Source organism: Plesiomonas sp., assembly GCF_051650925.1.
Taxonomy (GTDB): Bacteria; Pseudomonadota; Gammaproteobacteria; order Enterobacterales; family CAMTGL01; genus Plesiomonas.
Map to the genome: position 1 here is coordinate 1 of NZ_JBOFRH010000394.1, position 2,133 is coordinate 2,133.

1 protein-coding gene is annotated in these 2,133 nt (G+C 49.7%); it reads right to left on the minus strand.

The genetic code is table 11. The features are described 5' to 3' along the window. Nucleotides 1-560 precede the first annotated feature (560 nt). A partial coding sequence (locus tag ACRC27_RS09105; RefSeq protein ID WP_438639730.1) for a TRAP transporter permease occupies nt 561-2,133 on the minus strand: 1,573 nt, incomplete at its 5' end.

The window sequence follows — 2,133 nt, forward strand, 5'->3', positions numbered from 1 at the left end:
TTGAGAAGCAGATAATGCTAGAAATCTCATCCATCTGATTTGTCTGAGTAATATACGTGGAAAATCTACCCTGTCAATTAAACGCAACTACATGCTTACTTACAAATCACACTAATTGTGAAATGCATCCCACTGCGAGCAATTGCATATAAAAATAATTTAAATTTTTTTAGAGAGGGTCGTCTTTTTTGGGCTAGGTTTAAAAGCAGGCACTAATATAATCACAAATAACATATGGGAATAGGGATGAATAAATCTATAACAAAATGGAATTATTGGTATTTTAGCATTCCATTAAATTCGCCCATCTCATATTAAAATAAACACAAAACTAAACGAACACTAAACGAACACTAAACAAAACCATTAATTAGCCAGGTAATACTCGCAAACCATTACCTATTTAGAGTAGATGGCGCCCAGCATCAGTGACATTGGCATGATTGAATAGAAGACCTAACAAGCGCATAAGAAGATTCTAATTTTACGTTGTTCTTATCAAAAAAAAGCAGCCCTATGGCTGCTTTTTTAATTGATACACTCGCTAATATTTTATGACGCTATTGCTGCGCTCGCGCTAAAGGCGCCGTGGCAGTCGGCGGTAAACGGCGACGCTGCCACCACACAATTAATCCAAAGAGCATAAAACCAGGGATCCAGATAATTTCTTTACGCCAGCGATCTGTAGGCGCTTTCACGCCAATAATCTGCTGATCAAACTCCAATCCCAATTCTGCGGCCGTACTGCCAAAGGTGACGTTATCAATGAGTGTCTTACCATCTTGCTCATACAGCGCGATCCCGAGCTTTTGTAAGCGCTCTTCACCACTTTCACCAGCAGGTACCGGTAGCAAGACCGTAAAGCGGCGAATTTTCCCTACCGCATCTGGCCCTTCTACTCGCAAGCGCAAATTGCTGTCCTCTTCCACATCCCCCAACGCCTGTACTAGCTGCGCAGGCTCTATCTGACGATAGGGATCATGGATCCTGTCCATCCAAAATCCTGGGCGGAACAAGGTAAAGGCCACCAACAACAGCAATAAGCTCTCATACCAGCGGCTTTTTACGAGGAAATAGCCTTGGGTCGCAGCGGCAAAGATCAACATGGCGATCGTTGCGACCGCAAAGATCAGTACCCCGTGGGCAAAATCCACGTTGATCAGCAACAGATCGGTGTTGAAGATAAACAAGAACGGCAACGCCGCGGTTCGCAAGCTGTAATAAAACGCGGTGATCCCAGTTTTAATCGGATCGCCTTTGGAGACCGCCGCAGCGGCAAACGAGGCCAAACCGACTGGCGGCGTCACATCCGCCATGATCCCGAAGTAAAACACAAACAGGTGCACGGCAATCAACGGGACGATCAGGCCATTTTGCTGACCCAGTGTGACAATCACCGGCGCCAGCAAGCTGGACACCACGATATAGTTCGCGGTGGTCGGCAAGCCCATCCCGAGGATCAAACTGAGCAAGGCGGTCAAGAGCAGCATCAGCAGCAAATTGCCCATCGACAGGTATTCCACCAGATCGGCCAAGACCAAGCCGACCCCGGTCTGGGACACTGCACCAACGATAATACCAGCGGTGGCGGTAGCAATACCGATCCCTATCATGTTACGTGCGCCAGCAATCAGCCCTTCACGCAAGTCCACCACACCATCACTGAACGAACCATAATCATGGCGACCATCGGTGCGCAGCCAGTTCAGCAGCGGGCGTTGAGTCAACAAAATCACGACCAACATGACGGTGCCCCAAAACGCCGACAAACCGGGCGATAGGCGCTCGACCATCAGACACCAGACCAGCACCACCACCGGTAACAGGAAATGCAAGCCCGACAGCAACACCGAACGCGTCTGCGGCAGGCGATCCAGTGGCGCATCAGGGTCTTCGGGTGGCAACGGCTCATTGCTGGCCGCCACTTTCAGCAAGCCCAGATAAGACAGCGCCAGCAAAACCCCAATCCCAGGCAGCGCATAATCGCCCAGCAGCGGCTTAAGCCAGCCAAGGCCATAGTACACGGCCAGCGACACACCGCTAACCAGCGCCGCACCAAAGGCAAAGCCGGTCAAACGTTGTAACCAAGGACGCGGTTGTACATTACCGATCGGCTGCATGCCGAGCTTCAGC